Raw genomic sequence first — 26,725 nt, 5'->3', positions numbered from 1 at the left:
CCGCCCAGCGCATACGCGCCGACCAGCCGCTCGCTCGCGGCCCGACCCACGGTGACCCCGGCATGCGTGTGCTCCGGGACCAGCGCCACCGGGTGCGCGTCGGCGTCGCCCAGGGTGTGCTCGGCGCGTCGCTGCTCCTCGGCGTCGGCGGCCCGCAGCGCCTCGGCGAGCACGTCGTACGGGTCCCCGGCCGCCGCGCCGTCGCCCCCGGGCAGGTGCAGCACGGTCCGGCTCGGCGGCGGATCGCCCGGATCGTGCAGACCGTGGCGGACCGCCTCCGCGCCGTAGCAGGACCTGATCAGCGGCTCCCACATCGCCGACCAGTAAGCCCGCGAGGGCGCCCGCTCGATCCCGGCGATCTCGCCGTCGAGCAACACCACCGCGCCCACCTGATCCTCGACGCACTCGAACTCGGCGACGAAACGTTCGAGTTCGAGCGCGAAGTGCTTCAGGAACAGCACCAGGTTCCCGGTCTCGGCGAGGCCGGAGGAGGCGTTGAAGCGCTGGACGGCCGACCACAACCGGCTGTACCCGTCCGCGTCCGCACCGGCCGAGGCGGCGGCCCGCAGCGCGAGCGGCAACACCGCCAGCGGCTGCGGCCCCTCCGGGATCAGCCCGGCCTGGGTCTGCTGCACGCACATCGCCGCGTCGAACGCGAGCCGACCCGAGGGCTCGACCAGCGCCGCCCTGGGCATCGCGTGGTCCTGCGCGCTGCGCTCGACGATCACCGCGAGATGGCACGGGACCAGCGCGACGTGCGGCGTGTGATTGACGAAGGTGAGCGTGCCGTAGTTGCTCGTGCCGATCCACAGATCGGTCGGGAGCGCGACGGTGGGCGCGTCGCACGTGTCGCCGAGCAGCGGCAGCACCTGCATCCGGCCGACGCTCTGCACCGGGCCGAGGGTGCAGCCGGCCAGCAGCTCGCCGATCGGCAGCGGGGCGTGGGCGATGGTGTTCATCCGGTCACCTCCAGGTGGGCCAGGCGCAACAGGGCGGGTACGGCGGCGGCCGGATCGATGGTCAACATCAGCCGGCACCAGGCGAGTTCGAGCGCTTCGGGACGATGGACGGGGGCGAGCGGCAGGTCCGGCGCGTAGCCGCGCAGACCGGTCGCCTCGGCCGCGAGCACGGGCGAGAGCTGGACCACGGGCACCGCGACGCCCAGGGTGTGGGCCGCGTCGAGCACCTGCGCGAACCGCCCGGCGGGCGCGTTCTCGTAGCCGTCGCCGATCACCACGATCAGCTCGGCACCGGTGCGCAACGCGGCGACCAGGGCCTCGGCCGCCGAGGTGGCCCCGGCGGGCCGCACCAGTCGGCCGTCCGGGACGCCGCCGATCCACACGTCGTGGCACTCGGCCGCCGCCGCCCGCAACGCGTCGCGCAGCGCGAGCACGGTCGCGATCGGCCGCAGCGGCTGGTCGAGGCCGCCGCGCATCGACGCGGATCCGTCCAGCACCAGGGCGATCCGGCGGTCGGCCAGGTCGAGCCCGGCCGCACCGGCGGCGGCCCGCCGATCCAGCGCCGCGGCCAGGTCGTCGGTCATCCCGGTGGCGAACGCGTACAGGTAGAGCCGGACCGCGTCGTAGCGGTCCAGGTCGACCCCGACCTCGACGCCCGCGCGCTCGGCCTGCCGCTGCCCGGCGAGCCGCTGACCCGCGGTCAGTCGCTCGGCGGTCAGCTCCAGCACGCGCGCCGGCTTCTCGTTCGGATGAAATCGGCCGCGCAGCCCTTCGAGCGTCTCGAACGGCAGCGCGGCGCCCGCGGCCAGGTCGGTACGGGCGGCCCGATACGCGACCGGGAGCGGCAGCGTGTACGGGCCGTCGGCGCCGAGTACGAACGCGACGCACTCGCGCGCGAGCGCCGGATCCGCCGCCCAGCGGTCGATCTCCCGGGCCAGGATGCGCTGTTCCTTGGCATCGAGCCGTGCGCTGGCGAGCAGCCTGGTCAGGATCGAGCGCAGGATGCCGCTCATCCGCAGCCCCCACGCGTGCCGCAGCGCGTCGGCGAGCTTGTCCCGGTAGCGCACCGACCACAACTCCAGCGATGCGGAGCCCAGGACGGTGCGCAGGATCAACCGGCGCACCCGGGCGTTGTTCACCCGCCGCTCGGCCAGCAGACCGAACAGCTTGAGCCGACGCGGCACGGTCAGCGCGGCGACCGCGTCGTACACGGCGGTGCCGTCGTCCTCGTGGGCCGGCGTATCCAGCAGGTGCAACACGCCGAGCTGCCGGCTGCGGTCGGTGGCCCCGGGGGAGCACACGAGACCGGCGTACAGGCGGCGGTCCAGCGCGACCATCGCGCGGTGCGCGTCCTGCTCCAGGGCCAGTTGCTCGTCGCGGGTGTTGTAGAAGGAGGCCCGCCCGGTCGCGGCCACCGCGACGTCCAGAAAACGAACGACGGTGGCGGCGGCCTCGGCACGGGCCGGATGGTCGGCGCTCAGGGCGCGCAGGATTTCGGTCATCGGAAGGCTCCCCCGTGGGCACCCGGGGTAGATCGCGGGTCCGGTATGTGGTCCCCGGATCAACCGTGGGACCGCTTCCTACCGATGGGAAACGGCTCTGTACGAACACGCAGTTCCCCGGGTGCAATGGCGTGCGACCGCGGGCAGGTCACGGGTCCCGGACAGGGATTCGAACCCCAAGCACCCCGAAAGCGCTTGTACGCCAAGACAGAAGGAACACGTAGTTCCCGCGGTCGCATCACGAGCCTACGAGCGAGCGACCGCCGATGCCGGCGAATATCGGCTCAGCGGGGGAAGTCCGAGGTGTCCGGGTCGATCCCGAAGGGTTCGGGGATCCTGATCGTTTTGCCGTATGCAACGTGAAGGAACTGTCGGTACGGTCCACCATCGGGTTCGGAGAACAGGGTTACGGACGGTCCTGTGGGATCCCAGCGGTCGACGACCGGTTCGTGCCCGTGTAGGGGTGGTGGCGACATCGTGATGTTCTCTCCGTCGAACTCGGCGCGCCGGCCTTCGGGCACGTCCAATCCCTGCCACATGGTCACGATTTCGCGCCAGGCGACGCCCACATCGATCCCGGGTGCGGTCGTCTCGTCCACCTCGCCTACCTCGATCCATGCCGTACGAGAACGACGCCAAGGCCGCCCGGAGACCATTTCAGGGTAAGTCGCCACCCCCACTCGAACGAGCGAACACGCGGAAACGCGAACGAGGCGGCCCCCCGAAGGGGACCGCCTCGTTCGTCGAACGACCGGCCGTGCGGGTCCGGCGACCCTCAGCGGATCAGAAGTCCATGCCGCCCATGTCCGGAGCGCCGCCGGCCGGGGCCGGGTTCTTCTCCGGCTTGTCGGCGATGACGGCCTCGGTGGTCAGGAACAGCGCGGCGATCGACGCGGCGTTCTGCAGCGCGGAACGGGTGACCTTCGCCGGGTCGATGATGCCCTCGGCGATGAGGTCCACGTACTCGCCGGTCGCGGCGTTGAGGCCGTGACCCGGGGTCAGGTTGCGCACCTTCTCCACAACCACGCCGCCCTCGAGGCCGGCGTTGACCGCGATCTGCTTGAGCGGGGCCTCGACGGCCAGGCGCACGATGTTCGCGCCGGTGGCCTCGTCGCCGTCCAGCTCGAGCTTGTCGAACGCGATGGTGGACGCCTGGAGCAGGGCCACGCCACCACCGGCGACGATGCCCTCTTCGACGGCGGCCTTCGCGTTGCGCACCGCGTCCTCGATGCGGTGCTTGCGCTCCTTGAGCTCGACCTCGGTCGCGGCACCGGCCTTGATGACCGCCACGCCGCCCGCGAGCTTCGCCAGGCGCTCCTGGAGCTTCTCGCGGTCGTAGTCCGAGTCGGAGTTCTCGATCTCGGCGCGGATCTGGTTGACCCGACCCGCGACCTGGTCCGAGTCACCGGCGCCGTCGACGATGGTGGTCTCGTCCTTGGTGACGACGACCTTGCGGGCGCGGCCGAGGAGTTCCAGACCCGCGGTGTCGAGCTTGAGGCCGACCTCCTCGGAGATGACCTGGCCACCGGTGAGGATGGCGATGTCGCCGAGCATGGCCTTGCGACGGTCGCCGAAGCCCGGGGCCTTGACGGCGACGGACTTGAAGGTGCCGCGGATCTTGTTGACGACGAGCGTGGCCAGGGCCTCGCCCTCGACGTCCTCGGAGATGATCATGAGCGGCTTGCCCGACTGCATGACCTTCTCCAGCAGCGGGAGGAGGTCCTTCACCGAGGTGATCTTCGAGTTGACGATGAGCACGTAGGCGTCTTCGAGGACGGCCTCCATGCGCTCCATGTCGGTCGCGAAGTACGGCGAGATGTAGCCCTTGTCGAAGCGCATGCCCTCGGTGAGCTCGAGTTCGAGACCGAAGGTGTTGCTCTCCTCGACGGTGATGACGCCTTCCTTGCCGACCTTGTCCATGGCCTCGGCGATCATCTCGCCGATCAGGGGGTCAGCGGCGGAGATCGAGGCGGTGGAGGCGATCTGCTCCTTCGTCTCGACGTCCTTGGCAAGCGCGAGAAGCTGCTCGGAGACGGCCTCGACGGCCTTCTCGATGCCACGCTTGAGGGCCATCGGGTTCGCGCCGGCGGCCACGTTGCGCAGGCCCTCGCGAACGAGCGCCTGGGCGAGGACGGTCGCGGTCGTCGTACCGTCACCGGCGACGTCGTCCGTCTTCTTCGCGACCTCCTTGACCAGCTCGGCACCGATCTTCTCGTACGGGTCCTCGAGCTCGATCTCCTTGGCGATGCTCACACCATCGTTGGTGATGGTGGGCGCACCCCACTTCTTCTCGAGCACGACGTTGCGGCCCTTGGGGCCCAGCGTGACCTTGACGGCGTCGGCGAGCTGGTTCATCCCGCGCTCGAGGCCGCGGCGCGCTTCCTCGTTGAACGCGATGATCTTGGCCATGTGGTGAAGTCCTCCCAGAACGGGGGTGAGTGCCGGACCGCACTGGCGCCCGCGACGGACGACCCGACCACCGCGAGGATCCCTCCCTCACGGGTGCCGAGCCTCACCGGCCCGGTCCGTTTCTGTCACTCTCACATCCAGAGTGCTAACGCCAATGATTAGCACTCGACCATGCCGAGTGCAAGCGCAACGGCGGGTCCCGACCCCTCCGCGCGTACCCCCGCGCGTGTCGCACGTGGGGCCGGGTCCGGCGGGGTCGCGCCCACCGTGATCGCCCGCGCGACGGGGCGCCCGCGCGCCGGGGGCCGGACGCGGGCACGGGCCCGGACGCACAACGACCGGGGCCCGGCCCCCGCGTGGCGGGAAGGCCGGGCCCCGGTCACCGATCGAACCCGATCCGCCGATCCGACGAGGGATCGGCGGGGAGAACGGGAGATCGGACAGGATGTGTGCTGCGGTGTGTCGTGCAGTCCGTGGTGTGTGGACCGTTTCAAGCAGAGGAGCGGATTGCTCCCTGGTTCAGGCGGTGACGCGGACCATGTCGGCCTGCGGCCCCTTCTGCCCCTGCGAGATCTCGAACTCGACTCGCTGCCCCTCCTCGAGCGTCCGGTACCCGTCCATCTGGATCGCGCTGTAGTGGACGAAAACGTCCGCACCACCGTCGACCGCGATGAAGCCGTACCCCTTCTCCGCGTTGAACCACTTGACGGCGCCCTGAGCCATTCCTAACTCCCCTGTTACTGGCCCTTTCACGGATACTGCACGTCGCAGCTCCGGGTTCGTATCCAGAAGGACCCGGCCTTCCGCTACGACCGCGGCTGAATGTATCCGGACGGATGCCCGGAGCAACAGGTCAATCGGACGACAATTCCCGAGTGAATAAAACTCGCATTCCTCGCGAATTGTCATGAAGGCCGTATTTCAATTCATCAGGAAAGCGACTTTCTGCACAAAACGGATGTGATCCCGACCACGGGTTTACCGACGCGTCGCCGCCAAAGCGCGGAAATGGACCTGTTTAAACACGTGTAACGCACAACTTCGAGGAGACCAAGAAATCCGCCGCCCGGAGCCCCGGACGGCGGATTTCTCGGTTCCGTTTCGGGCCCGACTCGATGAAGATCGGGACCGTCGGCCTATCGCGTCAGCAACCGCCGGCGACCGCCGGGATGATCGAAACGGTGCCCTTGTCGGGGATCGCCGTGGCAAGCCCGTCCGCGAAGCGCACATCCTCGTCGTCCACGTACAGATTCACAAAGCGACGCAGCTTGCCCTCGTCGTCGAGGATGCGCGCGCGAATTCCGGCGTGGTCCTTTTCCAAGGCACCCAGAACCTCGGCGAGGGTCGTCCCCTCGGCGGACACCTCGGCCGCCCCGCCCGTGTAGGTGCGCAGGATCGTCGGGATGCGAACGGAGACGCTCATGCCAGGCCGGCCTTTCGGAAGGAATCCAGAGTGGGTCGAATGGTCGCGGTGGCGCCGGTGGTCGGCGTGACCGCGTCCAACGTCTTGAGGCCGTCGCCCGTGTTGAGCACGACCGTCTCGGCGTCCGGGTCCAGCGCGCCGGACGCGAGCAGCTTGCGCAGGCAACCGACGGTCACGCCGCCCGCCGTCTCGCCGAAGATGCCCTCGGTGCGCGCCAGCAGCTTCATCGCCTCGACCACCTCGGCGTCGGTCACGTCCTCCACCGCGCCGCCGGTGCGCTTGCACACGTCCAGCACGTAGGGGCCGTCGGCCGGGTTGCCGATCGCGAGCGACTTGGCGATCGTGTCCGGCCGCACCGGGCGGATCACGTCGTGGCCGGACTTCCACGCGGCGGCCACCGGGGAGCACCCGGTCGCCTGCGCGCCGAAGATTTTGTACGGCGCGTCCTCGACCAGGCCGAGCGCGATCAGCTCGCGGAAGCCCTTGTCGATCTTGGTGAGCTGCGAACCGGACGCGATCGGGATCACGATCTGCTCGGGCAGTCGCCAGCCGAGCTGTTCGGCGATCTCGTAGGCGAGCGTCTTGGAACCCTCGCCGTAGTACGGCCGCAGGTTCACGTTGACGAAGCCCCAGTCCTCACCGGCCGGGTCGCCGATCAGCTCCGAACAGAACCGGTTGACCTCGTCGTAGGTGCCTTCGATGGCGACCAGCTCGCCGCCGTAGACGGCCGCCGTGACGACCTTGCCGGCCTCCAGGTCGGCCGGGATGAACACGCAGCTCCGCAGGCCCGCCCGAGCGGCGGCGGCACCCACCGCGCCGGCCAGGTTGCCGGTGGAGGAGCAGGAGAGGGTGGTGAAACCGAAGGTGCGGGCGGCCTCGACGGCGATCGCGACCACGCGGTCCTTGAAGGAGTGCGTCGGGTTGCCCGAGTCGTCCTTGACGTGGAGCTTCGCGATGCCCAGCTCGCGGCCCAGGTTCTCGGCCCGGACGAGCTTGGTGAAACCGGGGTTCAGATTGGGGCGGGAGGCGACGTCGGCCGAGACCGGCAGGAGCGGCGCGTAACGCCAGATGTTCTGCGGGCCGGCCTCGATCTGCTCGCGCGTCACGGTGCCGAAGTCGTAGGCGACCTCGAGCGGGCCGAAACAGGACTCGCAGGCGTACTTCGGGCCGAGTTCGGTGCGTTCGCCGCACTCGCGACACGACAGCGCGACGGCCGGACCGAAGGGGGTGGAGGTGGCGCTGGTGGAGCGGGTGGCGGTGGGTGTCGCCATGGCGAGGGCCTTTCTGTCCTCATCTTTACCCGTGGGGTCCCACGGGCCGGACTTGGCACCTGTCCGACCGCCGGCGCTCGCTCGCGCCGAAAGCGCGTCACGAGGAATGACGATCGGATGGTTGCCGGGGCTTCAACGGGCCGTTCCCTCTGCCCCTCTGGATGAGCTGCTATGGCGGTGGACACACCCTTCGCAAGGTGGCCGGTCCGCGTTTGTCCGGCTCGACGTGCGATCGTCGTATCCGGTGACGACGACTGTAACCGAACCGGTGCCGCGTCGATCATCCGGTCCACCTCGCGAGACGATAAAGGGTGGCCGCGACCGAGGCCGGAGCACCGGCGACGACAGGGGAATTCGAACGTGCAGCCCGAGGTGAGCGCCTGGCTTCGACGACGGTCCTCCGTCGCCGCCGACTGGCCCGTCGACAAGCTTCTTGACGCCAAACGCGACACCCGGGTCAGCGTCGTCCTGCCCGCGTTGAACGAGGCGGCGACCGTCGGGGACATCGTCAAGGTGATCCGGACCGAGCTGATCGAGCGATCGCCGCTGGTGGACGAGCTGGTGGTGGTCGACTCCGGATCCACCGACGACACCGGCAGGGTCGCCGCCGACGCGGGCGCCCGGGTCGTGCACCGCGACGACATCCTGCCCACGCTGGCGACCGTGCGCGGCAAGGGCGAGGTGTTGTGGCGCTCGCTCCTGGTCACCGACGGCGACATCGTGGCGTTCGTGGACGCCGATCTGAAGGACTTCTCGGCGGACTTCGTCACCGGGATCCTGGGCCCGCTGCTGACCGACCCCTCGGTGCAACTGGTCAAGGCCATGTACGACCGGCCGCTGGAGATCGGCGACACGATCGTGCCCGCGGGCGGCGGCCGGGTCACCGAATTGGTCGCACGCCCGCTGCTGAATCTGCATTGGCCGGAACTCGCCGGTTTCGTCCAGCCGCTCGGCGGCGAATACGCGGCCCGGCGCTCGCTCCTGGAACAGTTGCCCTTCCCGTGCGGCTACGGCATCGAGACCGCGATGCTCGTGGACACCCTGCGCCTGGTCGGCCTGGACGCGATGGCCCAGGTGGATGTGGGCGTGCGCCGACACAGCCACCAGGACGAGGCCGGGCTCGGCCGGATGGCGGCGGAGATACTCCAGGCCGTCGAGCGTCGACTGCGCCGCGGCCCCACGGGCGCGCACCCGGACGAGCTGAGCACCGCGCTGACCCAGTTCGAGCGGGACGAGGAGGGTTTCCGGCTGCGTACCCACGACGTCGCGGCCCGGGAACGGCCGCCGATGACGACCGTGCCCGAGTACCGCGCGCGGACCCGCCTGGTCGACCGCTGAGGGCGATTTCCGGCCGGCCGCCGGACAGGCCCTAGTCGCCCAGCACCGCGCCGACCCGGCGGGCGCACTCCTCCTCGTTCGCCCGCACCCGGGCCAGCGCCACCGCCTCACGCTCGATCGCCTGCCGCTGATAGGCCACGTCGACCGCGTACCAGGTGCCCGCCACGTCGTACTGCGTCTTGCAGGCCACCGTCGCCCTCGCCGCGGCGATCTCGCGCGCGCTCGGTGTGGGCGTGTCCCACGCCGGATCACCGCCCGCCGCCAACGGGTCCGGGTAGTCGAACCCCTTCGCGCGCATGCAGGTCGACCACTGCGCCAACACCCGAAGCACCCGGGGATCGGCCCGCGATCGCTCGAACGACTCCACGTCGAGTCGACCCGGCAGCGCCGCGCGCTCCAGCGCCGGATCCACGCCCAGCGCGAACCGCGCCCGGCCCAGGCAGCCCGGCCCCGGCCGATCGCGGCCCTCGGTCGGATCCGGCGGCACCCCGTCCGCGCCCGCCTCGCCGTACAGCGCCACCGCCAGCTCCCGGCTCGGCGCCGGCCCGCTCGGCTTGTCCGTACCGCCGGCGACGGCACCCGGCGGCCGAAAGCCCCAGGTGCCCACCTCGACCGCGTCGCCCACGCCGTACCGGCGCTCGGTGCGCGACTTCGACACCGGCCCACCGGCCGCGGCCGGCGGCGCCTGGTAGGTCAGGCCCAGCGGGGCCAGGCAGTCCCGGATCAGCACCAGCTCGGCCGAGGCCCGCCGGGCACGCTGCTCCGGGGTCGGCAGGTAGGCCGCGATCGGCAGGTCGAGCCCGCTCACGTCGCCGGTCACCGGGGTCGCCGCCGGCGGCGGGGCGCCCGACGCGCGGTCGGCCGCGGGTGGGTGGTCGGCGCGGTCGCCGGCCCCGGTGCAGCCGGCCAGCGCGAGGCACAGCAGCGCGATCGTGGCCGGCGCGTGGCGCGGGCGCCCTACTGCGCGGTCCAACTGCCCGACGCGTTGTTGTTCTTCAGCGCCGGGTCGAGATTGGCCGTCGACTTCGGGCCGATCTCCTGCATCGGACCTTGATAGTTGCTGCCGTAGTAGATCCGCAGCACGTGCGTCGGGTCGTTGTTCCACACCGACGCGGCGTGGTTCTTCACCGGCACCCCCGTGCCGCTGCCGCCGTCCGGGGAGCGCATGAACGTGTAACCGGCGTAGTTCGACAGGTTGTACCGATGGTCGAAACGCGCGCCCTTGGTGTTCGAGTTGTAGTACAGACACGCGTCCCCGTCGTTGCACGCGCCGTCCCCTTCGGCGACCGCCGGCGTGGCGCCGGCCGCGAGGACCAGTGCGGTGGCCACGGCGCCCGCACCGAGCCCACGATTGCTGCGCATATCCGATTCCCCCTTGCCCCGTTGCCCGCATGCCCGAGGTGCCGGGCCCGTCGCATGCGAGTGGGATCGGCCCGACGAGTCAAGAGAAAGCACACCCTCGCTACTCCCGGTAATGACATGGACACGTGATACTCGCCACACCGTTCGAGTCGGGGGCACGATCGGGCCGGGTTTGCGCACCGGGATGCGTGGCTAGGGTCGGGGCATGAGTGCTCCCCCTCCCGCCGGTGTCCTGGTCGCGTCCAATCGTGGTCCCGTGTCCTTCTCACTGGAGGACGACGGCACGCTCTCGGTGAGCAGAGGCGGCGGCGGACTGGTGTCCGGGCTGTCCACCGCCGGGCAGGGGACCGGCGCCGTATGGGTGTGTTCGGCGCTCGGCGAGGCGGACCGGACCGCGACCCGGGCGGCGCCCTCGGGCCGGCTGGATCTCGCCGGTCACGACACCGGCGGCCTGGCGGTGCGGATGCTCGACATCGACCCGGGCACCTTCGCCCGGGCGTACAACGCCATAGCGAATTCGACGTTGTGGTTCGTCCACCACCTGCTCTACGACACCCCGTCCAAGCCGGTCTTCGACGCGCGCTTTCGCAAGGAGTGGGTCTCCTACGAGGCATACAACCAGGCGTTCGCGCAGGCGCTGGCCGACGAGGCCGCCGAGGGCGCCAAGGTGGTCGTGCAGGACTACCACCTGACCCTGGTGCCGGTGCTGCTGCGCCGACTGCGCCCGGATCTGCGGATCGGGCACTTCGCGCACACCCCGTGGGCACCGCCGGACTACTTCCGCCTGCTGCCCGACGACATCGCGCGGTTCGTCCTGGAGGGCGTGCTCGGCGCCGACCACGCGGGCTTCCAGACCCGGCGCTGGGCGCTCGCGTTCCTGGACTGTTGCGCGGACGTGCTCGGCGCGGTGGTGGACCGGGACGCGATGACCGTCACGCACGCCGGCCGGGTGACCGAGATCGGCGTGCACGGCCTGGGTGCGGACGGCGAGTTCCTGCGCGAGCGGGCGTCGCGTGCCGACGTGGACACCCGGCTCGCCGGACTGCGCGAGGTGGTCGGCGATCGGCGGGTGATCGTCCGGGTGGACCGGACCGAACTGTCCAAGAACATCGTCCGGGGCCTGCTGGCCTATCGCGAACTGCTGCGCACCCGACCGGAATGGCTCGGTCGGGTGGTGCACGTCGCGTTCGCCTATCCCTCCCGGCACGACCTGCCGGAGTACCGCGAGTACACGGCGGCGGTGCAGCGGGTGGCCAAGGAGATCGACGACGAGTTCGGGACCGGCGACTGGCAGCCGCTGATCCTGCACGTCAACGACGACTTCCCGCGCTCGCTGGCGGCGTACCGGCTGGCCGACGTCGCGTTGGTGAACCCGATCCGGGACGGGATGAACCTGGTCGCCAAGGAGATTCCGGTGGTCTCGCTGCTGGACGAGGCGCACGGGGGTTGTGCGCTGGTGCTCTCGCGCGAGGCCGGCGCGTTCGAGGAACTGGGCGCGGACTCGATCGTGATCAACCCGTTCGACGTGTCGCAGACCACCGAGGCGCTGCACACCGCGCTCACGATGGACTCCGCCGAGCGGCTGCGGCGCACCAGGCGGCTGGCCGCCGCAGCGGTCGCGCTGAACCCGCAACAGTGGTTCCTGGAGCAACTGGACGCGCTGGGCAAGTAGTCGCCCGCGCCCGTCGGTCGAGCCGGCGGGCGCGGGCGACTGCCTAGGGCGTGTTGTTGCGGCGGCGGCGCGTGGTCAGTACGGCGGCCGTGCCGGCGCCGACCAGGGTGACGCCGAGGACACTCGCGCCGACCAGGCCGGCCGGTCCGGTCAGCGGCAGGCTGCCGCCGCCGGACTTGCCCGCGTCGCCGCCGCTCGTGCCGCTCGTGCCCGCGGCGGTGCCGCCGGTCGAGCCGCCGCCGGTGGTCGCCGCGCCGGTCGTGCCGGTGCCCGAGGTGCCGCCGGTGGTGCCGGCGGACCCGCCGGTCGTGCCCGATCCGGTCGTGCCCGAGCCGCCCTTGAAGGAGACCTTGACGAACGCGTCCTGGCTGCGGTCGGGCGAGCCGTGCGCGGCCATGGTCAGCACGTAGCACTCGGTCTTGAGGCAGTCGACGTCCTTGCCCGCGCCGTTCTTGTACGTGGCCTTGACGTCGGTGAGGGTGGCGGAGAACGTGCCGTCCGGGTTGATCCCGCCCGGACCGAACGCCTTGAGCCACTTCGACGCGCCGTAGTTGCCCGCGTTGGTGGTCCAGTCGGCCTCCTTGGGGCCGAACACCACGTAGATCCCGTTGCCGCTGCCGGCCGCGTAGCCGGAGCCGGAGACCGTGATCGACGCGCCGGCCGGATCGAGGCCGGTGCTCGGCGTGACGGTCAGCTTGGCGCCGCCGGCCGCCGCCTGCGGGGCGGCCTGCCCGAGTTGGGCCGAGGCCGCCGGTGCGGCGGCGCGCAACGATCGGGGAGTGCCGCCCGGTGCCGGTGCGGCGAAGGTCACCGCGACCTTGGCGGTCGGCCCGCCGTCGACGCCGACCCGGACCTCGAACGCGGGTGCGTCCGGGGCGAATCCGGTGCCCACCCGCAGCGGCGTCGCGACGACGCCCTGCCCGTCGGCGGCGAGCGTGCGGCTGCCCGCCCGGTCGACGGTGTCGCCGGCGTACAGCGCGACGGTGACCCGGGCGCCGGGGGTGAAGCCGCGCCCGACGACGGTGATCTCGTCGCCGGCCGGGGCCAGCGCGGTGTTGCGCGAGGCGGTCGCGGTGGGCGTGGCCGGGCTCTCGGCGCGGGTGTCGGCGGGTGCGGCCGAGGCGCCGGCGGCGGCGCCGAGCACGCCGGCGGCGGCCAGGCCGAGCACGGCGGCCGAGCCTGCGGCGCGACGAAGGCGGTGGGAGGTGTGCATGTCGGCTCCTGGTGGATCGGGGCGGCGACGCGACGGCGGGTGCTCAGCCGGTCGGGTCGGCGGTGACTTCGGTGGGGGAGGCGGCGTCCTTCGCGAGGGCGGCCTCCTTTTCGGTGGCGACGCGCCGGCGGCGACGGAGCACCGTCACGCCGTAGGCGATCAGCGCGCCGAGCAGCAGCGTGATCGCGCCCAGCAGCAACCACGGCGGTGCCCATACGCTCGTCGACTTCGTGGTCACGGTCGCCGGGTTGCCGGTGACCTTGACGTCCGCGGTGAGTCGACCGGCCGGGAAGACACCGTCGAAGCGCTGGACCACCTCGTGCGTGGCTCCCGGCAACAACTCGGGCAGGGCGGCTCGGGCGGGGCCGCCCAGTCGCCAACCACCGAGCCCGGAGACGGTGGTCTCGACCCCCGCCGTGGTGCGGACGTTGCCGGTGTTGCGCACCCGGTAGCGCACGACCGCCTCGGCGCCGCCGAACATCGCGATCGGGTTGTCGTACGACAGCCGCAGGTCCTCGATCGCCAGTCGCGGCACGGCGGGGCCGTCCACCCGCAGGTAGATCCGGGCACCGACACGCCGGTCCACGTCGAACCGCTGTTGCCCGGGACCGGTCGCCTCGGCCTTGATCGAGGCGACGATGGCGCCGGTGTGGTCACCGGGGCTCGCGTCCGCCGGGACGGTCAGCCGGAACGGGATGTCCGCGCGCTTGCCCGGCTCGACCGTGTACGACTCGGCGTCGAAGCCGATCCACGCGCCGACGTCCTTCGGCCGTTCGGCGGCGGTCAGCAGGGTCATTCCGCCGTCGGCGGCGAGCACGGCGTCGGTCGCGTACACGCGCAGCGTCAGCGGCTTGTCGCCGAAGTTGGACACGCCGACCACGTCGACCAGGGTCCGGCCCGGCGCGGCGGTCAGGACGAAGTGGTCGCGCCCGCCTGCCGGTTGCACGCCCCAGGTGAACTCGTCGGCGGCTTGGGCGGGGGTGGCGGAGGCCAGGAGGGGGAGCAGGAGGGCTAGGAGGGCCAGGAGGGTGGGCAGGGTGGGCAATGGGCGGGCGGCGGGGCGCATGGGGGGGTGGCTCCTTTGTTGGGCGCCTTTGGCGCCGGCTCGCGAGGCACCACTTTTTCTCTCCCCCGCCGGCGCTCCTCCGAGAAAAAGTGGCCCCTCGCTCGTGACTTCGTGTCCCTTCGCTTCGCTACGGGCCGCGAAGTCAAAGTTCTGCGGCTCCGCCGCTCTCCGCGCTTCGCGCGTCGATCACGGGGCGGGCTGGGTCGGGGGCGCTGACGCGCCGGGGGTGCGGCGCGGGTGGGTGTGGTGCGTGGGTGGGGCGTGCATGGGGGTGGGGCGGGGCCGTCCCCCGACGGGTTGGGGTCGGGGGACGGGTGTCGCTGTTCCTTGGGGCGCCGGGGTCAGATCAGCGTCAGCGTCAGGGTGCCGGTGTAGGTGCCGGGGACGGTGATGCCGGGGACGCCGAGCTTGAGGGCGCCGCCGCATTCGAAGGAACCGGCGCTGGCGCCCGCGGCCGACGAGCACAGGGTGCGGGGCTGTCCGAGGCCGGTGCCGGGCTCGGCCTTGGCGCCCGGGGTGACCTGCGGTGCGGTGCCGCCGGTGGGCAGGGTGCCGGTGACGGACTTCGCGGTGGGGGTCCAGCCGAGGTTGTCGCCGACGATCCGGCCGCCGGTGGCGGTCAGGTCACTGGCCTGGCCGGTGAGCGTCCAGCCCGCGTTGGTGCCGCGGGCGTCGGAGACGGTGAGCGGGTTGAGCGCGCCGCCGGTGAAGGCGTCCTTGCCGTTGAGCGTGACGCCCGGGAGTGCGACGTCGGTGCCGCCGACGCCCAGGGTCAGCGGGCCGCCCTGCACGTCGGTGGTGATCACCTGGTAGCCGGTGCCGGGGCCCGGCGGGACGGTCACGGCCTTGAACGCGACCGGCAGGAAGGTGTCCTGGCTGCGGTCGGGCGAGCCGTGCGCGGCGAAGGTGACCACGTTGCACGTGGTGACCGAGCAGTCGGTGTCGACGCCGTTCGCGTTCTTGTACTTGGCCTTCATGTTGTCCAGCGTCAGCGTGAAGCTGCCGTCGGCGTTCAGCTTGGCCTGGCTCGGCGAGGACGGAGCGGTGCGCACCCACTTGGTCGCCTGGTACGGCGCCGGGTTGGTGTTCCAGTCGGCGCCCTTGGGGCCGAAGGCGACGTAGATGCCGTTGCCGCCGTCGCGGACCGGGTCGAAGCCGGTGCCGGTGACGGTGAAGGTCTGCCCGGCCGGGTCGGCTCCGCTGACCGGGGTCACCGCGAGCTTGGGCGCGGCCGGCGTGTTGTTCTTGAACGCGACCGGCGTGAAGGTGTCCTGGCTGCGGTCGGTCATGCTGGCGCCGTGCGCGGCGAAGGTGACGACCCGACACTCCTGCTTGAGGCAGTCCACCTCCTTGCCGTTCCCGTCGGTGTACTTCGCCTTGACGTCGAGCGTCGTGGTGAAGGCGCCGTCGGCGCTCATCTTGCTGCCCGCGACCCACGCCTGGGCGCTGTAGGCCCCCGCGTTGGTGTAGTAGTCGTCGATCTTGGGACCGAACAGGACGTAGACCCCGTTGCCGGAGTTGCGCACCTTGTCGAATCCCGTGCCGTTGACGGTGATCGTGGCGCCGTCCGGGTTGATGTCGACGTTGGGCGACACGCTCACGGACGGGGTTCCGGCGGCCTGCGCGGGCGAGGCCAGGCTCACGCCGGCCATCGCCAGCGCGGCGGTCGTGCCTATCGCACCGAAGCGGATCAAGCGGTTCGCGGGCTGGGGCCGCGCTCCGTTCGTCATCCTTGGCTCCTCCATCTGGCAGTGTGCACAGGGCGGCGCCCGGACCTATTAGCGGTAGGTCCGGGCGCCGTCCGATGCAGAGGAGGTAAGGCTAACCTAATTAATGGGATCGTAAAGAGCGGGTACGGCGCTCCGACAGCGGAGTACGTCACACCCGGACCGGCCCGAATACGGGCGGTATTCCCGTGCCTACGCCGTGATCCGGCGCCGATTCAGTCGCCACAACAGGTACGCGGACGCGGCGATCGCGGCTATCCGGACCATTGCCGGCAAAAGCTCGCCGAAGCGATCCCACGCCTCGTCCCGGGCCAGATCGGTGCCCAGGTGCCCGGTGGCGCGCAGCCACATGCCGATCGCGAACGCCAGCGCGGTGGCGCCGGGGACGTAGAAGGCGGCGAACCGCCGCTCCTTGAGCGACCACGCGCCCGCGGTGAAGACCACCAGGTAGCCGAGCAGCACCACCACGGTCGAGGCGACGATCGCACCGATCGCCATCATCGCGATCGCGAACACCTCGCGCACCTGCGTGCGCAGCGCGCCCGGACCGAACATGCCCAGGGCCGGCGTGGGTTCGGTCAGCGACTCCTCGTCGTCCCAGGTCGCCGACGAGTCCGAGAGCACACCGATCGGATACGCCGGCGCGTGCAGCGAGCCGTCGCCGTACACGTCCGGGCCGGGGCGCTCCGGCGTCCCGCCCTCCGGCGGGGTCCGCCACCACAGCGGCTCCTCGTCGGGATCCGCGAGCGGGACCGGCTTGGTCGCGGCGCCGCCGGCCGCGGTCTCGGCGAGCGTGGGCGGACCGGCCGCCGCCGGGGCCGCCTCGGGGGAGACCCGAGGCGCCGGCGGTGCGGCCGGCGGCGGCGCGGCCGGCTGCGGGCGGGACGGATCCGGGATGGCCGGAATCGGCGTCGCGTCCGCGCGAAAACCCATCTGCCGCGCCACCGTGGCGTAGCGCGAACCTCGCATCGACATCGCGCCCGCGCCGTCGTCGGCCCCGGCGGTGCGCAGATCGCCGAGCCGGTACAACTCGTGTCCGACCACGGCCTCGGGGCTGCCGAGCCGATCCAGCACGACCTGCACTGTGCCGGGGGTGTGTGCGTTCAGCCGCTCGCGCTCGCTGTTGATCTGGCTGCGCAACCGCTCCACCAGCCGGGCCCGGTCGGCGGGACGCAGTCTGCGCTGGGCGGCGTCGCCGACCTCGCCCAGGTACTGCAGAACCAGATGATCGCTCTCGAAGTTCACGCCCCCACCCCACCCCTGCCGAAGGATCGTCGCATCGGCACGACGCTTGCATCGGTAAAGCGACAACTCAGCGTAGGGGCGCGGGCGTAGCGGAGCGAGGGGTTGACCGAAATGGTGATCGCCCGGACCGCCCGAGCCGCCGCCGGCGGCCGATATTCGGCCGCCGCGAGGCACCGGGATCGCGGGACCGGTGATCATCGGCGGGCGGACCGTCTAACGTTGATGGGATGACCACGTCTGCGTCGCCCACCCGTGCCGAGGCCGATCGGCTCGCCGAGTCCGGCCCCCGGACGCTCGCCGAGGATCTGCGCGGACGCACCGACGCGGCCCTCGCCGCGTTGTTGCGGGCCCGGCCGGACCTGACCTCGCCGGTCCCGGTGGACCTGACCCAGCTCGCCACCCGGGCCACCACGCGGGCCTCGATCGCGCGCGCCCTGGAGCGGCTGGACCGGTTCACCCTCCAAGTGGTCGACGCCGCGGTGGTGCTGCCCGACGGCTTCGCGGCGGCCCGCCTGCACACCCTGGTCGGCGTGGACCCCGAGCTGCTCGCCGGGGCGGTGGCCAACCTGCGTGAGCAGGCCCTGCTGTGGGGCCCCGACGACGCGCTGCGGGTGGTGCGCACGGTGCGCGACCTGGTCGGCGCGAGTCCGGCCGGGCTCGGCCCGACCCTGGCCGGCGCGGCGGCCCCGACCGCGCCGTCCCGGCTCCAGGAGGTGCTCGCCGATCTCGGGCTGGGCTCCAGCCACGACGCGGTCTCCGCGATCGCGGCGATCACCGACCTGTTCACCGACCCGACCCGGCTGGACGCACTGCTCGCGCAGGCTCCCGAGGCGGCCCGCGAGGTGCTGGACAAGCTGGTCTGGGGGCCGGCCGCGGGCAGCGTGCGCGGCGCGGACCGGCCGGTGCGCGCCGACGCGGCGCGTACCCCGGTGGAGTGGCTGCTGGCCCGGGCACTGCTGGTCCCGGCGGGCCCGGACGCGGTGGTGTTGCCGCGCGAGGTCGCGCTGCACCTGCGCGGTGGCCGGGTGCACCGGACCCCGGAGCCCGCGCCGCCCGAGCTGCCCACGCGCGAGCACGATCCACAGGCTGTGGACAGCCTGGCGGCCGGCTCCGCGTTCACCGCCGTGCGTCGGGTCGAGGACCTGCTGGAGGCGTGGAGCACCGGCGGCCCGGCCGTGCTGCGGGCCGGCGGCCTGGGCATGCGCGAGTTCAAGCGCACCGCGGTGCAGTTGGACGCGCCCGAGGCCGAGGTCGCGCTGTGGCTGGAACTGGCCTACGCGATGGGCCTGGTCGCCGGCGACGGCGAACCGGACGAGCAGTGGCTGCCCACCCCCGCGTACGACACCTGGCGGCGCACCCCGGTGGGCACCCGCTGGGCCGCACTCGCCGGCACCTGGCTGGAGACCACCCGGGTGCCCTCGCTGGTCGGCTCGCGCGACGACAAGGACCGCCCGATCGGCGCGCTGGGCATGCAGGTGGACCGCACCGCCGCGCCCGAGGTGCGGCGCCGGATCCTGACCACGCTCGCCGCGCTGCCGCCGGGTTCGGCCACCGACGCCGACTCGCTGCTCGCGCATCTGACCTGGCATCAGCCGATCCGGGCCGCGCGGCTGCCCGAGGAGCTGTTCCGGGCGATGCTGGTCGAGGCCGAACTGCTCGGCATCACCGGGCGGGGCGCGCTGGCCGGATACGCCCGCACGCTGGCCGAGGGCCGGGTCTACGAGGCGGGCGACGCGCTGACCCCGCTGCTCCCGGAGCCGCTGGATTACGTCTTCCTCCAGGCCGACCTCACCGCCGTGGCCCCGGGCCCGCTGGTCCTGGACCTCGCGCACGAACTGCACCTGGCCGCCGAGGTGGAGTCCACCGGCGGCGCCACCGTGTACCGCTTCACCGAGACGTCGGTGCGCCGCGCGCTGGACGCCGGTCGTACCGCGGCCGATCTGCACCACCTGCTCGCCACCCACTCGCGCACCCCGGTGCCGCAACCGCTCGGCTACCTCGTGGACGACGTGGCCCGCCGACACGGCCGGATTCGGGTCGGCACGGCGGGGGCCTTCCTGCGCTGCGACGACGACGCGCTGCTGGGCGAACTGCTCGCCGACCGCCGGGCCGCGGGACTGCGGCTGCGCCGACTGGCCCCGACCGTGCTGGCCGCCGAGTCCGCCCCGGACCTGGTGCTGGAGAAGCTGCGCGGGATGGGCTTCGCGCCGGTCGCCGAGTCCGCCACCGGCGACCTGGTACTGACCCGCCCCGACACCAGACGCACCCCGCCGCGCTCGGCCCCGCCCCGGGTCGCCGGCGAGCCCCCGGCCCCCGGCGAGGCGCTCCTCGGCGCAGCCGTCACCGCGATCCGCGCAGGCGACGCCGCCGCCACCGGCCGCGCCGACGACGGCACGGACCGCGACGGCGAACCGATCGAACTCCCCCGCACCTCGGCCGCCGAGACCCTCCTGGCCCTCCAGGCAGCCCACGCCGACCGCCGAGCAGTCTGGATCGGCCACGTAACCCGCGAAGGCCGAGCCACCCAACACATCGTGGTCCCCCTCCGCCTGGAAGGCGGCTACGTAACCGCCCACGAACAAGGCACCGGCGAAATCCACACCTACCCCCTACACCGCATCACCGGCGTAGCCGAAACAACCTAGCCCCCACCCCCAAGCCCCCACCCCCAAGCCCCCACCCCCAAGCCCCCACCCCCAGGCGCGTCAGCGCCCCCGAGGCGGCCAAGACCTCGTGATCGACGCGCGCAGCGCGGAGAGCGGCGGAGCCGCAAAACAAAGACTTCGTGGCCCGGAGCGAAGCGCAGGGACACGAAGTCACGAGCGAGGGGCCACTTTTTTGTGGAGGAGCCCGCGACGGAACAAAAAAGTGGTGCCTCGCGAGCCGGCGCCGAAGGCGCCCAACAAGAAGCAACGCCGCATCGCCGACCGACGCCCACCCCGCTCGCTCCGCTCACGACCCCGGTCCGGTCGTGCTGTTCACCTCACGACCGGCGCCTTCCGGCTCGCTGCGCTCGCGATCTCGGTCTGGTTGCCGGGGCTCGGCCCGCGACCGGCGCCACCGGCTCGCTGCGCTCGCGCCCCCGCTGCCGGGCTCGGCCCGCGTCCCAGCCCCACCCGCTCGCTACGCCCCCGCCACCGAAACCACCGAAACCACCGAAACAACCCCTCGGCAACTCCCTCCCACAACCCCCCGACAAACCCCCCTCACATCTCCCGCCGCCCAATCCGCCAAACCGCCAGCCAAACACACAATCCCGACAAAACCACCGACAACCCAAAATTGTCGACATACTCCCCAGGAGTATGCCCCCGCAGCAAATCGATCTGCGAGTTGAAGAGCTGCGAAGGCAACCAGCTCTGCAACGGCCGCCACAACGCCGCCAGCGGCATCACCACGAAGCTCACCAGGGTCGCGCCAAAAATCGCCACCGGCCGGCGCAGGCACGCGGCCATCGCGGCGACCACGCTGAGTTCGAGCACCACGCCGACGATCCCGTAGAGCGACCCGTAGAAGACCGCCTTCGCCGGCAGCGGCCCGAACATCCAGTGCACCTGGGCCCACGCGATCAGGCTGCCCAGCAGATAGGCCAGCGAGACCGCCGCCGTGGTCACCGTGTACCGGGGCAACACCAAATCGCGCGGGCGGCGCATCCGGGTGCGATGGAACGCGGCCAGGCCGGGTCGATGGTCGACCGCCAGGGCGCTCGCCATCAGCGCGAGCCCGACCAGGACGCTGACCTGGCCGACGCCGTACGTGTACACCGCCATCCCGCTGTCCGCGCGCATCCCGCCCGCCGGCGCCACCGCGTCGATGTGCAGCGCCTCGACGATGCGATCGCGGTGCCTGGCGAACACCGGGCCGATCAGCCCCAGGCCCGGATAGGCCATCACGAGCAACAACCACCGCCGGGTACGCACCAGCCGCAGCCACTCCAGCCGCCACAGCCCCAGTCGGCGCGGCCCGCGCGGGACACGATCGACGCCGGCCACCACCGCGGACGCGGTCGGCTGGGTCGTCGTGGGCGCCTGCACGGCGCCGGACCGGGTCATCGCGGACCACCGGTGATGGACAGGAACGCCGCCTCCAGGTCGGACTCCTCCGGCGCGACCGAGACCACCCGGGCCGAGCTGCGGCTGAGCACCTCGGCGAGGTGCCGCTCGCCGGCCTCCAGCGACCGGGCCTCGACCCGGAACAGCCCGGGCCGCAACGACGACACACGCGCGACCCAGCTCTCCGCCGCGAACGCGCGCAACAGATCGGTGCCGCCGCCCCGCACCCGCACCAGCCAGCTCGGCCGCATGTGCGTGTCCACCAGCTCGGCGGTGGACCCCTGGTAGAGCAGCCGGCCCGCGCGCATCACGCCCACCTGATCACAGACCCGCTGTACGTCGGCGAGGATGTGGCTGGAGAAGACCACCGTGGTGTGTTCGCGCAGACTCGCCACCAGATCGAGCACGTCGGCCCGACCGCGCGGGTCGAGCGCGGAGGTGGGCTCGTCCAGGATGAGCAGTTCGGGGTCCGCCACCAGGGCGGCGGCCAGGCCCAGACGCAGCGTCATGCCGCGCGAGAGCGAGCCGGCCTTGCGCTCGGCGCAGCCGGACAGCCCGGTGCGATGCAGCGCGACCTTGACCTTCTCCCGGGGCAGCCGTCGTTCGACGAGGTTTCCGGCCAGTTCGACCACCTCGGACGCGGTCAGCCACGGTTCGAATTCGGGCACGTCCGTGGACACTGCGACCCGGCGCCGGTCGACCCCGAAGAGCACCTCGCCGTAATCCGCCCGCCGAGTGCCGCCCATGATCGACAACAGCGTGGTCTTGCCCGCGCCGTTCGGCCCGACCAGGCCGTATACGCAGCCGCGCGGCACCGCCAGGTCGATGCCGAAGATGCCGGTGCCGCCGCCGTAGTCCCGGGTCAGGGCGCGCGTGGACACGGCGGGACCAGTGGTCGGTGCGCCGGCGTGCTCGGGGGTCTCGGCGGCGGGGCGATCGGGACGGGGAACCCGATCGTCGGAGGCCGACGACTTTTGTTGCGCCATCAAGTATCCAGGGTAGGTAGACGGGCCGGTTTGTGTGTTCCTCCGTAAGGATGGGTCTGGCGCTCCTCCCTGGGCAGTACGGCCCCTGGAGCCTGCTCCTGCCGATGACAAACGGTTTTCGGAACACGGTCGCCGCGCCGATGGTTGAGACTTGTTGGTCCCGTCCCCTCCACCATGCGGAAAGGTTGGCCCGTGCCCGATGGCCCGCTGATCGTCCAGTCCGACAAGACCCTGCTCCTCGAGGTGGGGCACGAGGCATCCGCCGACTGCCGTCGGGCGATCGCTCCGTTCGCCGAACTCGAACGCGCCCCGGAGCATGTGCACACCTACCGGCTGACCCCGCTGGGCCTGTGGAACGCGCGCGCTGCGGGCCACGACGCCGAGCAGGTCGTGGACGTGCTGCTGCGCTACTCGCGCTACCCGGTGCCCAACGCGCTGCTCGTGGACGTCGCCGAGACGATGGGCCGCTACGGGCGGCTCCAGTTGTCCAAGCACCCCACCCACGGCCTGGTGCTGACCAGCACCGACCGCGCGGTGTTGGAGGAGGTGCTGCGCAGCAAGAAGATGATTCCGCTGGTGGGTGCGCGGGTGGACCCGGACACCGTGGTGGTGCACCCCTCCGAGCGCGGCCAGATCAAGCAGGTGCTGCTCAAGCTCGGCTGGCCCGCCGAGGACTTCGCGGGCTACGTGGACGGCGAGGCGCACGCGATCGACCTGGCCGAGGACGGCTGGCGATTGCGGGCGTACCAGCAGGAGGCGGTCGAGGGCTTCTGGCACGGCGGCTCGGGGGTGGTCGTGCTGCCGTGCGGCGCGGGCAAGACGCTGGTCGGTGCGGCGGCGATGGCCACCGCGAAGGCGACCACGCTGATCCTGGTCACCAACACGGTCTCGGCTCGGCAGTGGAAGTCCGAACTGGTCAAGCGCACTTCGTTGACCGAGGACGAGATCGGCGAGTACAGCGGCACCCGCAAGGAGATCCGGCCGGTCACCATCGCCACCTACCAGGTGGTGACCACCCGTCGGAAGGGCGTCTACCCGCACCTGGAGCTGTTCGACTCCCGGGACTGGGGCCTGATCGTGTACGACGAGGTCCACCTGCTGCCCGCCCCCATCTTCCGGTTCACCGCCGACCTGCAGGCCCGTCGTCGGCTCGGCCTGACCGCGACGCTGGTACGCGAGGACGGTCGCGAAGGCGACGTGTTCTCGCTGATCGGTCCCAAGCGCTACGACGCGCCGTGGAAGGAGATCGAGAACCAGGGATACATCGCGCCGGCCGACTGCGTCGAGGTGCGGGTCACCTTGACCGAGACCGAGCGGCTGGCCTACGCGACCGCGGAGCCCGAGGAGCGATACCGCTTCTGCGCGACCACCGCGAGCAAGACCCGTGTGGTCAAGGAGCTGGTCGAGCAGCACCGGGGCGAACAAACCCTGGTGATCGGCCAGTACATCGACCAACTCGACGAGTTGGGCGAGGTGTTGGACGCGCCGGTGATCAAGGGTGAGACCACCAACAAGGAACGCGAGCGGTTGTTCGACGCGTTCCGCACCGGTGCCGTGCAGGCGCTCGTGGTCAGCAAGGTGGCGAACTTCTCGATCGACCTGCCGGACGCGACGGTGGCCATCCAGGTGTCCGGCTCGTTCGGCTCGCGGCAGGAGGAGGCGCAGCGGCTCGGTCGGGTGCTTCGGCCCAAGGCGGACGGCCGGGGCGCGCGGTTCTACTCGGTGGTCGCGCGCGACACCATCGATCAGGACTTCGCCGCTCATCGGCAACGGTTCCTCGCGGAACAGGGCTACGCGTACCGGATCGTCGACTCCGACGATTTGGACAAGCAGAAGTAGTCGACGGGCGGGGCGTTCGGTCACGCGATCGGGCGCTTCTCCAGGGCCTTCGGGGGTCGCTCCCGTCGCCGGCGGGTGCGGCGGGGGTGAACCCGGGCGGCCAGGTGCCGGCCCAGGAACAGGTAGGCGAGGACCGCGCCGCTCGCGTTCAGGATCACGTCGTCGATGTCGAACGCGCGGCCGACGACGAACAGGCCCTGCACCGCCTCGACCACGAGCATCGGCACGCCGACGGCGAGCAGGATCCGCAGCGGGCCGCGCAGCCGGGCGGAGACCACCGGGAGCAGCACGCCCAGCGGCGTGCACAACACCAGGTTGCCGCCGATCTGCCGGATCGCGTCCCGGACTTCGGGGCGGTCCAGGTAGGACCGGATCGAGTTGCCCGGGTCGGTGTTGCCGGTGACCAGGTCCTGCGAATCGGGTTGTGGGGTGAGCGTCACCCGGGCCAGCACCAGTGCGAAGGCGACCAGGGCCAGCACGCCGAACCCGATCGCGACGGCGCGCAGCACGCGTGCGGCACGGGTGCGGGTGGGCCGGGGGCCGTCGGCGGCATCGGCGGGCTTCGCGGCGGTGCCGGGTCGCGCGTCCTCGGTCCCGAACGGGTCGTCCACCGTGTCCACCCCCGAGTGTCGATTCGGCTGCCCGAGCGGACGTCTGCCCGCGCGCAGTCGGACCATGCCGGGTCACGGCACGGCATGCCTGCCGAGCAGGGTGACTCGAACGGCCGTGCCGGTGAACACCCACGCGCCGCGCGCGACCGTCGCGGTGAGGTGGGCGGGCCGACGCAGCCGGGCGCGGACCAGTTCGGTGAACGGGATCTCGGCGGCGGAGGAGCCGCGCAGCTTCGGCATCCGCAACGAATGGGGGGCGGGGAGATGCGTCATCGTGCTCATGTCCCCGACGCTATGCGGACCGACATAACGGGCGCGTCAGCACCAGGGCGCCCGCTGCGATACCTCTCCCGGATGACCGCCCCCCAGGGGTCGACCGTGCGGCCGACCCCTGGGACTCGGGGGCGGCGGACGGGAATCCGACCACAAGCGCGCGGGGCGGCGAGCCGTCCACGGGCGCATTCCGCTTCGAATGCGCCCTTGACACGAATGAGTCGAAACGATCAAGGAAAGTGCAGTTCACGGCATTGCCCGCGTTCGGACATCGGCCTGCAACGCGCCGCATCGTAGGCTGAACGGGTGAATTCCCTCATGGTTGGTTTCGACCTGGACATGACGCTCGTCGACTCCCGTCCCGGCATCGGGGCGGCCTGGGCCGTGCTCGCCGCGGAGACCGGTGTCCCGATCGACATCGCGCTGGTCGTCTCCCGACTGGGGCCCCCGCTGGAGATCGAGGTCGCGAACTGGTTCCCGGCCGCCGAGGTCACCGCCGTGGCCGCGCGCTATCGCGAGCTGTATCCCGACCATGCCGTGCTCGGCACGGACGTGCTGCCCGGTGCTCGTGCGGCGCTCGCGGCGGTGCATCGGCTCGGCGGTCGCACGATGGTGGTGACCGGCAAGCACGAGCCCAACGCCCGGCTGCATCTGGACCATCTGGATCTGGCCGTGGACCATCTGGTCGGCGACCTGTGGGCCGAACAAAAGGGCGCGGCGCTGCGCGCGTCGGGGGCGAGTGTGTACGTCGGCGACCATCTCGGCGACCTGGCCGGGGCCCGTGCCGCGGGCGCGGTCGCGGTCGGGGTGGCGACCGGACCGATCTCCGCCGAGGACCTGCGCGCGGCCGGCGCCGACGTCGTGCTCACCGATCTGACCGAGTTCCCCGCGTGGTTGGAGGCACACGTCGCCGACCTGCGGCTCGCCGGGCTGCGCGAGCGGCTGCGCGGCCTGGGCAGCGTCGCGGTGGCCTTCTCCGGCGGCGCGGACTCGGCCTTCCTGCTGGCCGCGGCGGTTCGCACGCTGGGCGCGGCCAACGTGCTCGCGCTGACCACCGAGTCGCCGAGCCTGCCGGCCGCCGAACGCGACGCCGCACGGGCCTTCGCGGCGGACCTGAGGGTGCGTCATGAACTGGTGCCCAGCGACGAGATGGCCCGCGAGGGTTATCGCGCCAACAATGGCGACCGATGCCGGTTCTGCAAGACGGAGTTGATGGCGGTGCTCGCGCCGGTGGCGCGTGCGGCGGGGATGGCCCACCTGGCCACCGGCACCAACGCGGACGACGCGCGGGTGGGCTTTCGGCCGGGGATCGCCGCGGCGGCCGAGGCGGGGGCGGTCACCCCCCTGCTGGACGCGGGCCTGACCAAGGCTCAGGTGCGGGCGATCAGCCGGACCTGGGGGCTGCCGACCTGGGACAAGCCGGCCGCGGCGTGCCTGTCCAGCCGGGTCGCCTTCGGCGTGGCGATCACCCCGAGCAGGCTGGCCCGGGTGGAGCGGGCCGAGACCGCCTTGCGCGCGGTCCTGGCCCGGGACGGGATCCCGGTTCGCAACCTGCGGGTGCGCGACCTGGGGCAGTCCGCGCGGATCGAGGTGGACGCCGCGCTCAGCGCCGCCGTGGACGGGCACGAACCCGCCCTGGCGGCGGTCCACGAGGCCGGCTTCACGAGCGTCGAGGTGGACCCGCTCGGCTACCGCGAGGGCGCGATGAACGAACTGTTGCCCGACCCGGAGTCGTACCGCTAGGAACGCCCCCCGGCGCGTTGCGGCGGGCGCGGCG

Annotated in this window: 21 protein-coding genes, 2 pseudogenes and 1 riboswitch; of the genes and pseudogenes, 6 read left to right on the top strand and 17 right to left on the bottom strand. The window is 72.0% G+C overall.

Going from position 1 to position 26,725, the window contains the following annotated elements; all coding sequences use genetic code 11:
• Positions 1-281: 281 nt before the first annotated feature.
• From ABZ374_RS29280 to thrC, 7 genes and pseudogenes are all read right to left on the bottom strand, one after another.
• Positions 282-641, bottom strand: a pseudogene (locus ABZ374_RS29280) (DUF6569 family protein); the annotation flags it as partial.
• 314 nt (positions 642-955) lie between these two features.
• Positions 956-2,461 carry a hypothetical protein gene (locus ABZ374_RS29275; RefSeq protein WP_360316422.1) on the bottom strand — a complete coding sequence of 502 codons (1,506 nt, stop codon included), beginning with the start codon at positions 2,459-2,461 and terminating at the stop codon, positions 956-958.
• A gap of 284 nt (positions 2,462-2,745) precedes the next feature.
• On the bottom strand, positions 2,746-3,060 hold the full coding sequence (locus ABZ374_RS29270; RefSeq protein ID WP_360316420.1) for a hypothetical protein: 315 nt from the start codon (positions 3,058-3,060) through the stop codon (positions 2,746-2,748).
• Positions 3,061-3,244: 184 nt separating this feature from the next.
• On the bottom strand, positions 3,245-4,870 hold the full coding sequence (groL, locus tag ABZ374_RS29265; RefSeq protein WP_020557825.1) for a chaperonin GroEL: 1,626 nt from the start codon (positions 4,868-4,870) through the stop codon (positions 3,245-3,247).
• Between the two features lie 519 nt (positions 4,871-5,389).
• Positions 5,390-5,593 (bottom strand): cold-shock protein, encoded by a 204-nt coding sequence (locus ABZ374_RS29260; protein ID WP_020557826.1) that lies wholly within the window; start codon positions 5,591-5,593, stop codon positions 5,390-5,392.
• Between the two features lie 421 nt (positions 5,594-6,014).
• Positions 6,015-6,293, bottom strand: coding sequence for a MoaD/ThiS family protein (locus ABZ374_RS29255; protein WP_360316416.1), 279 nt, complete (start codon positions 6,291-6,293; stop codon positions 6,015-6,017).
• Complete coding sequence (gene thrC / locus ABZ374_RS29250) at positions 6,290-7,564, bottom strand: threonine synthase (protein WP_360316414.1); 1,275 nt, start codon at positions 7,562-7,564, stop codon at positions 6,290-6,292. The genes ABZ374_RS29255 and thrC overlap by 4 nt, the downstream gene beginning before the upstream one ends.
• A gap of 16 nt (positions 7,565-7,580) precedes the next feature.
• Positions 7,581-7,732: riboswitch (SAM riboswitch) on the bottom strand.
• 192 nt (positions 7,733-7,924) lie between these two features.
• Between thrC and ABZ374_RS29245 the strand changes: the two genes are divergently transcribed.
• Positions 7,925-8,902: a glucosyl-3-phosphoglycerate synthase gene (locus ABZ374_RS29245; RefSeq protein ID WP_360316411.1), complete on the top strand. Its 978-nt coding sequence runs from the start codon at positions 7,925-7,927 to the stop codon at positions 8,900-8,902.
• A gap of 31 nt (positions 8,903-8,933) precedes the next feature.
• Here ABZ374_RS29245 and ABZ374_RS29240 read toward each other — a convergent pair whose 3' ends face one another.
• Both ABZ374_RS29240 and ABZ374_RS29235 read right to left on the bottom strand, forming a co-directional pair.
• Positions 8,934-9,875 (bottom strand): hypothetical protein, encoded by a 942-nt coding sequence (locus ABZ374_RS29240; RefSeq protein WP_360316408.1) that lies wholly within the window; start codon positions 9,873-9,875, stop codon positions 8,934-8,936.
• Positions 9,860-10,264 carry a peptidase inhibitor family I36 protein gene (locus tag ABZ374_RS29235; protein ID WP_360316406.1) on the bottom strand — a complete coding sequence of 135 codons (405 nt, stop codon included), beginning with the start codon at positions 10,262-10,264 and terminating at the stop codon, positions 9,860-9,862. The genes ABZ374_RS29240 and ABZ374_RS29235 overlap by 16 nt, the downstream gene beginning before the upstream one ends.
• A gap of 205 nt (positions 10,265-10,469) precedes the next feature.
• On the opposite strand from ABZ374_RS29235, the gene ABZ374_RS29230 reads away from it, so the two are divergent.
• Positions 10,470-11,936 (top strand): trehalose-6-phosphate synthase, encoded by a 1,467-nt coding sequence (locus tag ABZ374_RS29230; protein ID WP_360316403.1) that lies wholly within the window; start codon positions 10,470-10,472, stop codon positions 11,934-11,936.
• Between the two features lie 43 nt (positions 11,937-11,979).
• Here ABZ374_RS29230 and ABZ374_RS29225 read toward each other — a convergent pair whose 3' ends face one another.
• The 4 genes from ABZ374_RS29225 to ABZ374_RS29210 form a co-directional block, all read right to left on the bottom strand.
• Positions 11,980-13,149: an LPXTG cell wall anchor domain-containing protein gene (locus ABZ374_RS29225; RefSeq protein WP_360316401.1), complete on the bottom strand. Its 1,170-nt coding sequence runs from the start codon at positions 13,147-13,149 to the stop codon at positions 11,980-11,982.
• A gap of 43 nt (positions 13,150-13,192) precedes the next feature.
• Positions 13,193-14,215 carry a DUF916 domain-containing protein gene (locus ABZ374_RS29220; protein WP_360316399.1) on the bottom strand — a complete coding sequence of 341 codons (1,023 nt, stop codon included), beginning with the start codon at positions 14,213-14,215 and terminating at the stop codon, positions 13,193-13,195.
• A gap of 341 nt (positions 14,216-14,556) precedes the next feature.
• A complete protein-coding gene (locus ABZ374_RS29215) occupies positions 14,557-15,945 on the bottom strand; it encodes a hypothetical protein (protein ID WP_360316396.1) in 1,389 nt (462 codons plus the stop codon).
• A gap of 189 nt (positions 15,946-16,134) precedes the next feature.
• A complete protein-coding gene (locus tag ABZ374_RS29210; protein ID WP_360316393.1) occupies positions 16,135-17,187 on the bottom strand; it encodes a hypothetical protein in 1,053 nt (350 codons plus the stop codon).
• 227 nt (positions 17,188-17,414) lie between these two features.
• On the opposite strand from ABZ374_RS29210, the gene ABZ374_RS29205 reads away from it, so the two are divergent.
• A complete protein-coding gene (locus ABZ374_RS29205) occupies positions 17,415-19,832 on the top strand; it encodes a helicase-associated domain-containing protein (RefSeq protein WP_360316391.1) in 2,418 nt (805 codons plus the stop codon).
• Between the two features lie 561 nt (positions 19,833-20,393).
• On the opposite strand, the gene ABZ374_RS29200 is transcribed toward ABZ374_RS29205, so the two are convergent.
• Entirely contained in the window at positions 20,394-21,239 is an 846-nt protein-coding gene (locus ABZ374_RS29200; protein ID WP_360316388.1) for a hypothetical protein, read from the bottom strand.
• Positions 21,236-22,120 (bottom strand): ABC transporter ATP-binding protein, encoded by an 885-nt coding sequence (locus ABZ374_RS29195; RefSeq protein ID WP_360316385.1) that lies wholly within the window; start codon positions 22,118-22,120, stop codon positions 21,236-21,238. Before ABZ374_RS29195 ends, ABZ374_RS29200 begins: the two co-directional genes overlap by 4 nt.
• 297 nt (positions 22,121-22,417) lie before the next feature.
• Between ABZ374_RS29195 and ABZ374_RS29190 the strand changes: the two genes are divergently transcribed.
• Complete coding sequence (locus ABZ374_RS29190) at positions 22,418-24,064, top strand: DNA repair helicase XPB (protein WP_360316382.1); 1,647 nt, start codon at positions 22,418-22,420, stop codon at positions 24,062-24,064.
• Between the two features lie 20 nt (positions 24,065-24,084).
• On the opposite strand, the gene ABZ374_RS29185 is transcribed toward ABZ374_RS29190, so the two are convergent.
• Both ABZ374_RS29185 and ABZ374_RS29180 read right to left on the bottom strand, forming a co-directional pair.
• Positions 24,085-24,741, bottom strand: coding sequence for a VanZ family protein (locus ABZ374_RS29185; RefSeq protein WP_360316379.1), 657 nt, complete (start codon positions 24,739-24,741; stop codon positions 24,085-24,087).
• 6 nt (positions 24,742-24,747) lie between these two features.
• A complete protein-coding gene (locus ABZ374_RS29180) occupies positions 24,748-24,957 on the bottom strand; it encodes a hypothetical protein (protein ID WP_360316377.1) in 210 nt (69 codons plus the stop codon).
• 309 nt (positions 24,958-25,266) lie between these two features.
• Here ABZ374_RS29180 and ABZ374_RS29175 point away from each other — a divergent pair.
• Both ABZ374_RS29175 and larE read left to right on the top strand, forming a co-directional pair.
• Positions 25,267-25,845 (top strand): annotated as a pseudogene (locus ABZ374_RS29175) (haloacid dehalogenase-like hydrolase); the annotation flags it as partial.
• The gene (larE, locus tag ABZ374_RS29170) at positions 25,843-26,691 is read left to right on the top strand and encodes an ATP-dependent sacrificial sulfur transferase LarE (RefSeq protein WP_360316510.1); all 849 of its coding nucleotides are present in this window, start codon (positions 25,843-25,845) and stop codon (positions 26,689-26,691) included. The pseudogene ABZ374_RS29175 and the gene larE, both read left to right, overlap by 3 nt.
• Positions 26,692-26,725: the final 34 nt, after the last annotated feature.

The sequence above is a fragment of the Embleya sp. NPDC005971 genome, from assembly GCF_040629175.1.
Classification (GTDB): Bacteria; Actinomycetota; Actinomycetes; order Streptomycetales; family Streptomycetaceae; genus Embleya.
The sequence above is the reverse complement of the archived record's forward strand: the minus strand, read 5'-3'. Positions and strand labels throughout refer to the sequence as shown.

What these genes read in the sequence shown, in the direction of transcription:
- ABZ374_RS29275 (WP_360316422.1), bottom strand. Translation starts at nt 2,461, where the DNA reads ATGACCGAAATCCTGCGCGCCCTGAGCGCCGACCATCCGGCCCGTGCC.
- groL (WP_020557825.1), bottom strand. Translation starts at nt 4,870, where the DNA reads ATGGCCAAGATCATCGCGTTCAACGAGGAAGCGCGCCGCGGCCTCGAG.
- ABZ374_RS29260 (WP_020557826.1), bottom strand. Translation starts at nt 5,593, where the DNA reads ATGGCTCAGGGCGCCGTCAAGTGGTTCAACGCGGAGAAGGGGTACGGC.
- ABZ374_RS29255 (WP_360316416.1), bottom strand. Translation starts at nt 6,293, where the DNA reads ATGAGCGTCTCCGTTCGCATCCCGACGATCCTGCGCACCTACACGGGC.
- thrC (WP_360316414.1), bottom strand. Translation starts at nt 7,564, where the DNA reads ATGGCGACACCCACCGCCACCCGCTCCACCAGCGCCACCTCCACCCCC.
- ABZ374_RS29235 (WP_360316406.1), bottom strand. Translation starts at nt 10,264, where the DNA reads ATGCGCAGCAATCGTGGGCTCGGTGCGGGCGCCGTGGCCACCGCACTG.
- ABZ374_RS29230 (WP_360316403.1), top strand. Translation starts at nt 10,470, where the DNA reads ATGAGTGCTCCCCCTCCCGCCGGTGTCCTGGTCGCGTCCAATCGTGGT.
- ABZ374_RS29225 (WP_360316401.1), bottom strand. Translation starts at nt 13,149, where the DNA reads ATGCACACCTCCCACCGCCTTCGTCGCGCCGCAGGCTCGGCCGCCGTG.
- ABZ374_RS29220 (WP_360316399.1), bottom strand. Translation starts at nt 14,215, where the DNA reads ATGCGCCCCGCCGCCCGCCCATTGCCCACCCTGCCCACCCTCCTGGCC.
- ABZ374_RS29215 (WP_360316396.1), bottom strand. Translation starts at nt 15,945, where the DNA reads ATGACGAACGGAGCGCGGCCCCAGCCCGCGAACCGCTTGATCCGCTTC.
- ABZ374_RS29205 (WP_360316391.1), top strand. Translation starts at nt 17,415, where the DNA reads ATGACCACGTCTGCGTCGCCCACCCGTGCCGAGGCCGATCGGCTCGCC.
- ABZ374_RS29200 (WP_360316388.1), bottom strand. Translation starts at nt 21,239, where the DNA reads ATGACCCGGTCCGGCGCCGTGCAGGCGCCCACGACGACCCAGCCGACC.
- ABZ374_RS29185 (WP_360316379.1), bottom strand. Translation starts at nt 24,741, where the DNA reads ATGGTCCGACTGCGCGCGGGCAGACGTCCGCTCGGGCAGCCGAATCGA.
- ABZ374_RS29180 (WP_360316377.1), bottom strand. Translation starts at nt 24,957, where the DNA reads ATGAGCACGATGACGCATCTCCCCGCCCCCCATTCGTTGCGGATGCCG.